The organism is Mycobacterium sp. (genome assembly GCF_035499775.1).
Lineage (GTDB): Bacteria > Actinomycetota > Actinomycetes > Mycobacteriales > Mycobacteriaceae > Mycobacterium.
Genome location: NZ_DATJYB010000537.1, coordinates 1 through 5,790 on the forward strand (window position 1 = coordinate 1; position 5,790 = coordinate 5,790).

At 64.2% G+C, this 5,790-nt stretch carries 8 protein-coding genes and 4 tRNA genes; 8 read left to right on the top strand and 4 right to left on the bottom strand.

The annotated features are described in order from the left end of the window. The 3 genes from VML93_RS32685 to VML93_RS32695 all read left to right on the top strand — a co-directional run. Positions 1-199: CDGP domain-containing protein (locus tag VML93_RS32685; RefSeq protein WP_422656541.1), on the top strand; the 199-nt coding region annotated here is incomplete at its 5' end. A gap of 948 nt (positions 200-1,147) precedes the next feature. Further along, on the top strand, positions 1,148-1,600 hold the full coding sequence (locus VML93_RS32690; RefSeq protein WP_325617083.1) for a hypothetical protein: 453 nt from the start codon (positions 1,148-1,150) through the stop codon (positions 1,598-1,600). Then, on the top strand, positions 1,597-1,968 hold the full coding sequence (locus VML93_RS32695) for a flagellar hook-length control protein (protein WP_325617085.1): 372 nt from the start codon (positions 1,597-1,599) through the stop codon (positions 1,966-1,968). The genes VML93_RS32690 and VML93_RS32695 overlap by 4 nt, the downstream gene beginning before the upstream one ends. Before the next feature lie 267 nt (positions 1,969-2,235). On the opposite strand, the gene VML93_RS32700 is transcribed toward VML93_RS32695, so the two are convergent. Both VML93_RS32700 and VML93_RS32705 read right to left on the bottom strand, forming a co-directional pair. Further along, on the bottom strand, positions 2,236-2,991 hold the full coding sequence (locus tag VML93_RS32700) for a recombinase family protein (RefSeq protein WP_325617087.1): 756 nt from the start codon (positions 2,989-2,991) through the stop codon (positions 2,236-2,238). A gap of 111 nt (positions 2,992-3,102) precedes the next feature. Then, positions 3,103-3,405 carry a CDGP domain-containing protein gene (locus tag VML93_RS32705; RefSeq protein WP_325617091.1) on the bottom strand — a complete coding sequence of 101 codons (303 nt, stop codon included), beginning with the start codon at positions 3,403-3,405 and terminating at the stop codon, positions 3,103-3,105. A 96-nt stretch (positions 3,406-3,501) separates the two neighbouring features. Between VML93_RS32705 and VML93_RS32710 the strand changes: the two genes are divergently transcribed. Together VML93_RS32710 and VML93_RS32715 are read left to right on the top strand one after the other, a co-directional pair. Then, a complete protein-coding gene (locus VML93_RS32710; protein ID WP_325617093.1) occupies positions 3,502-3,729 on the top strand; it encodes a hypothetical protein in 228 nt (75 codons plus the stop codon). Then, on the top strand, positions 3,726-4,298 hold the full coding sequence (locus tag VML93_RS32715; protein WP_325617095.1) for a hypothetical protein: 573 nt from the start codon (positions 3,726-3,728) through the stop codon (positions 4,296-4,298). The genes VML93_RS32710 and VML93_RS32715 overlap by 4 nt, the downstream gene beginning before the upstream one ends. A gap of 137 nt (positions 4,299-4,435) precedes the next feature. Here VML93_RS32715 and VML93_RS32720 read toward each other — a convergent pair whose 3' ends face one another. Both VML93_RS32720 and VML93_RS32725 read right to left on the bottom strand, forming a co-directional pair. Then, on the bottom strand, positions 4,436-4,942 hold the full coding sequence (locus tag VML93_RS32720; RefSeq protein WP_325617096.1) for a DUF6932 family protein: 507 nt from the start codon (positions 4,940-4,942) through the stop codon (positions 4,436-4,438). A gap of 174 nt (positions 4,943-5,116) precedes the next feature. Then, a tRNA-Val gene (locus tag VML93_RS32725) sits at positions 5,117-5,188 on the bottom strand. A 181-nt stretch (positions 5,189-5,369) separates the two neighbouring features. On the opposite strand from VML93_RS32725, the gene VML93_RS32730 reads away from it, so the two are divergent. From VML93_RS32730 to VML93_RS32740, 3 genes are all read left to right on the top strand, one after another. Then, positions 5,370-5,442 (top strand) — tRNA-Gly (locus VML93_RS32730). Positions 5,443-5,470: 28 nt separating this feature from the next. After that, positions 5,471-5,541: transfer RNA gene (locus VML93_RS32735), tRNA-Cys, on the top strand. A gap of 16 nt (positions 5,542-5,557) precedes the next feature. Continuing rightward, positions 5,558-5,632, top strand: a tRNA-Val gene (locus tag VML93_RS32740). The last annotated feature ends 158 nt before the right edge of the window (positions 5,633-5,790 follow it).

The following is a 5,790-nucleotide window of genomic DNA, read 5'->3' on the forward strand; positions in this document are numbered from 1 at the left end:
CGACGGCAGCTGGATGCGGGAACGCACCATCTGGGTGCCCGCGCACCAGACGATGTACAGCTGCTATGGCGACTCCGACCGCTCCTACTCCCGCACCTGCACGGGCGGGTACTGGATCAACGAGCGCCTGGTCAGCAACGAAACCTACCCGGTGCGACCCGAGACCGTGCTGCCCGACGAACCAGGACACCTGGGCTAACCGGTACCAAGGCCGTTCCCGCAGTGCCGCACAGCTCGAATGCATTGCCGCGCTGGGCCATTCGAAGGCTCAGCGCGGCCGGTGTGCCATTCGACCCCCGCTGGCCCAGGGCGCTAGTTGCAGCGCACCGAGGCAAGCCGGCTGCGGTTCGCCAGCCCGCCCACTCCGGCCTGCGCCAGTTGGGGATTGATGTCAGCGGCGGGCACACGCGTCCGGAGCGCCCATCAGCGATTCGCTTCGTCCCGGATGTCGAAGATGTCGGGCGGCCAGATGACCCCCGAGCCCACTCCCGGCCAGCCCAGCCGACGCCGAGCTGGTTCGCTGTCGATAACTGGCCAATCGCGGCACGCGGGTGGGGGTGTGAGACGCGCAGTGGCACGGGCGATTCCCGCCACCAACCTCGACCGACTCCACATAACCGAAACGGTCAATGGAACGATCACCGGACAAGACGAACCAACCATAGTGAGCGCAAACCGTGTTCATGCGGGTCAGATGGGTGGTCCCGGCTGGGATCGAACCAGCGATATACGGCATCTGGGATCAGGGCGTAACCTGCACCGATAGCCCCGAATACGTTGTTTCGCAGTAAATTTGGGCTCATCTAAGGCTGTCTGTCTGTAGGAGTGTGTATGGTCCTGTAGGGGTCACTGTTGTGCAGACGTTGTGCAAAATTCGAGGGAGCGGCGGCATGGCACGCGGCAAGCGCGGCGAAACGAAACGGCAGACCTTCGGCCGGACACGACAGGAAAGGTCCGGGCGGTGGTGGTGCGTTACCCCCCGCGCCGCCGCGCCCCGACCCCTGCACCCCATGAACGCAGAATGATCGCATGCGCCACCGAAATGCGTTGCAGCGCAACAGGTTTAATATGACCCTTGCACCGAAATGCGTTGCGGCACAACGGATTTCGCACGCGCTAGAGGGCTGTGATCGCATTGGCCCCAGTGATGTCGCATCGAGCTTCGCGCGCCCGTGCCATCGAAGCACTGCAGCTGCGCGCTCGACGTAAGACGTGGACCGAAATCAGCTCTGAACTCGGCTTTCGTTCCCGCGATGGCGCGCGGCTGGCCGTCAACCGGTTGATCCGGTCGGACGTGCGCGACCCGGCCGCCGAACGTGCGGCGTCGGTCGAGAAGCTCCGCGTGCAGGAATCGGCGCTGTTCGAGCTGTACGAAGCGGCCGTGGCCCGCCGTGACGAAGAGGCCGCAGCGATGCTGTCCAAGGAACTGCGGCTTCTCGTGACCGACGCTGCCAAGATCGACGGCCACTACTCCCCGCAGCGAACCCAGGTCGATGTCCTGATTCACCAGACGCCGGCCGCGATCATCGCTGATGCCCGTGAGCGGCTGATGTCGGTGATCGACGCCGAGGTTGTCCACATGAGGGAGATCGAGCGATGAGCAAGCGAGACGCGGTTACCGCCGCGCTGGACCTGGCCGAGGACATCGGCGAGGGCTGGCTTGATCCGGCCGAGTTGGACGCCGAGTTGGCCGAGCAGTGCCGCCAGTTGTTCGGCACCGTGACCGGTCCCGACGATCCGCTCTGGCCGCTGCATGCCGACGTCGCGCGCCAGGTGCTCGCGGCGGGCGGTGTGTCTGTTGACGAGTTGTCCGAGTGGTCAGCGATTCTGCGCCTGCGCGCTCAGGGCGACGAAACACCGCCCAAGGGTCCCGACGTGGCCGCCGAGACCGATTCGGCCGCGAGCCGGCCGCACAGCCCCGAAATCGAGGGCATCGAGGCCGAGCGTGAACACCGCGAGGACACGTGAATTCCGTTGGCGCCCAACAATGCAGACGCCCGCAGACATTGTCAGAAAATCGTGCTTGCCCGGATAGCACGCGCGGCGGCGCGACGGACGAGGAACTTGAGGCCGCGATCTTGGCCGTGCTCAGTGAAGCCGGCGGTGGGTTCATCTCGTGGGCCGAACTGCGCGAGAAGCTGCGCGGTGCGACCCTATGAATGAAGGGAACGGCGTTGGTGCAGCTCTATCACGACGGCCTGGTGGACATCGTCAAGATCAGTGGCCGAAACTTCGTCAGCTTGTCGCTACCCGCATGTCTGCGGCGTCCTGGCCTTCGAGGACACGCTTGATCGTCGCAGCCTCCCAGTTGCCGCCGCGAGCACTGGGCACGCCATCGGCAGTCAGCTCGGCGGCGATGGCCCGCAGCGAAGCACCGCCTGCCCGCGCCTCGACGATGCGAGCGACCACCTCACGCGGCAGCGATGATGGCCGGCCAAGCCGCACGCCTTGAGCCTTGCGTACGGCAAGCGCGGCCTTGGTCCGGTCACTGATCAGGGCACGTTCCAGCTCGGCTACCGAGCCCATGATCTGAGTCTGGAAACGACCGGCTGCGGTGCTGGTGTCGATGGTGCTGTCGACCGAGACCACCCCGCCACCAGCACGCTCAACCCGGTCGATCACGTCGAGCAAGGTACGCAAGCCACGTGCCACGCGGTCAGTCTTGGCGACCATCAGCACCGCAGCCTTGCCATCCTCGATGGCCTCGATCGCTGCGGCCAGCCCCGGCCGCTGCTCGACACCCTTGGAGCCGCTGATGCCCTCATCGGCGTGCCACCCGACGATGGTCCAGCCACGGCGCTGCGCCTCGGCCTCGATGCTGGCGCGCTGGGCTTCGAGGCCAGCACCCGAGGCGGCTTGCTCGTCGGTGGACACCCGCACGTAGGCAATCGCGGGGCCAGCGGTGGCAAACGCGTTAACGAATCGACCGTTTTGTTTACGCATGCCCTCTAGATAACCGTCCGCTATCGCCGCCATCAGGCTAAAACCCATGTAGCCCAACCCACTTCGTACTCACAAGATTTTCTGAGTTCAAATACTCGAAATGCGGACTTTAAGTGGCGTCAGCAAACTCAGGCAGTGCGCGCAATCGGTGTTACGCGCCTAATCGACGTGGAATTGCGGCTCTCCGGGCCGCGTCGACGTCCACGGCTGCGACGGATCGACCGTGTAGCAAAAGTTGGTAGGCGGCATCCGCTTCCACACCCAGCCGCCCTGGTAGACGACGTTTCCGGGCTTCTGGTGACATCGGTGCCAGGTCCCGTTCGGTTCCACCGGGTCGTCGCAGTAGGTGTTATCCGGGTTGACCGCCAAACACCCTGCCGATGCCGGCGGTGCCGAAGCGATCCCGGCCCCGATCACAACTGCGGCAAGGGCCGTGCTCAGCAGTCCCCTGCTGAATTTCATACCCAACGATAAGGCGCGGCTGCCCGGCAGGCGACTTGAAGCAGCGACACGTATGCCGGGCTGCCGTGCACGCTTGCCGTCTACGCGGTGTCCCGCATGATCGATCCGGCCTCGCTTTCACCAGTTCGCTGGCAGGCACGCCACGCCGCATTCAAGGCGCACGGTGTGCCCGATGACGACCCGCGCGTCCGTGAATGCCACGCGGCATTATCGTGGTGGCGCTGCCGCAGAGTAATCGACGCGGAGCGGGAACAGCTTGCGCCTGCACATATCCCCGCCCTGGCCGACATCTTGCGCCACGCACACCCGGCGGTGTCGGCATGAGACCCTTTGTCCGCCAACGGCCAGAATCAGCCGAAGCGGCGCCTGAGCCGGTCTACTCACAAGCCCAGCAACGCGAACGGCGCCGAAAGTGGCTGCGCGTGCACTATCGCGGCAATTTCCACCTGGCCGCCGAGGTGGCCGCCATCGTCGACCCGCTGGCCGCGCGGGTGGCGGCACTGCCCGGGCCGTTGGTACTGCGCGGCGACATCGACAACGTTGCCGACGCCGTGCACGAACTGGTTTCGACGATCGTCGGTATGCTCGCGGAGTCCAAACAGCTGGACCGCGCCGCCCACGCCCGCGTCGCGCGGGCGGTGGGAGACCTCGCGCAGCGCCCGGCCGCGCCCGAGATCAGCGACGAGCAGATCAGCGCGGGGAGCTGGGCGGTGGTACTGGTCGAACTTGCTCAACCCCTGGCCGGCGACCTCGCGGCGTTCCTGGGCCGCGCACTGCCACCCCACAGCCCGGGACTCACCGGCCCCTCGGCCAGCGAGCGGCTAGAGGTCCGTCGAGATGAAAATCGACCTCAGCTTGGCTGGGCCCCGCAATACGCTCGTACAAATCGATAAGCGCGGGATCTTGTCCGACGATCCCGGCGCGCAATTGCATCCTGGTCATTTCGCTGGCTGGCGAATCGTCCAGAGCGCTCTCCAGAGCCCTTGTTAAGAGGGTTTCGAGTTCGGTGGGCTCCGTCACGGCTTCACCTCTAATAACCCTTCAGGATGGTTGGAGGCAACAGGTTTTGGTTCTGATCGGTTACCCTCGACCAGTCGTGATCCCATACGGCCGTCTGGATGGGGTCGTCGGGCACCACGAAACTGTCAATCAACCCCGCCATGGGCTGGATGCGTGGAACAGGAACCATCGTCGTCGGTATCGCGACCATCACACCTTGCAGCGTCAGGAACCGAAGGCAATCCGTATTCGAACACATGTTCGTATCGTCCGTCATGGGTACGACAGCCGCGACATCAGTGTCGTTCGGTGCCGCCCAGGGCTTGTGCGTGACGAAGCCTCCATTAATCCACAATGTGACGTCGCTGAACTCTTTCGCAACAACCTTCGCATACAGCCGAAGGGCCTCGTAGATTAGTTCCCTTCGTTCTCTGAACGGCGCCTTCTCAACGAAGTGCTCGTAGACCTCATCAAATGTCGCTGAGTGCCGGCCGACGGGAAGCGTCGCGTACGGCCCACCGGTTGCTGGTATCGCCAATGAACCCCCAAGCAGACGGCAGCACATGCCTCATGTCGTTTCGGGGCATCGTAAAGGCGCTTCTCATACGGCGCGGTGACTTTGCTGAGACTGTTCGGCCACAAAGCGACCTCTATTACCGAGGCGATGTTGCACGGAAGTTGCACGCGGCCAACGAATAACGCCCTGACCTTGTGGTCCCGGCTGGGATCGAACCAGCGACCTTCCGCGTGTGAAGCGGACGCTCTTCCACTGAGCCACGGGACCGGCGCCGAGAGGCGAACGACGTCGAAGAGTAGCACGCGCGCCGGTTCGCCGAAGTAGCCGGATGGCGCGCGACCTGGCCACACGGTAGGTTAGACACGCACTGCACCAAGAGATTTGTGTGCGCGCGCTCACTTCGACTATCGTCGTCCTTCGCACCGGGCGACGATCTCGTCCGTTGCGCGCGGATGTAGCGCAGTTGGTAGCGCATCACCTTGCCAAGGTGAGGGTCGCGGGTTCGAATCCCGTCATCCGCTCGAAGGTGCTAATGGCATCAACCCCAGCGGTGGAGTGGCCGAGTGGTGAGGCAACGGCCTGCAAAGCCGTGCACACGGGTTCGATTCCCGTCTCCACCTCCGAATCCGGCGCCAAGCGCGATTAGCTCAGCGGGAGAGCGCTTCCCTGACACGGAAGAGGTCACTGGTTCAATCCCAGTATCGCGCACCAGAGTTGACGCAGCTTAGAGGCACTTTCTGAGGCCAAGAGTAGCCCGCATGGGCCAGAATTGGGCCAGCCGATTGCGGCGCTAGCAACCCCATTGAGAGGTAAAGCTAGCCATGACCACATTCACCAACCCCGACGTCGACGATCTGATCGCCTCATGG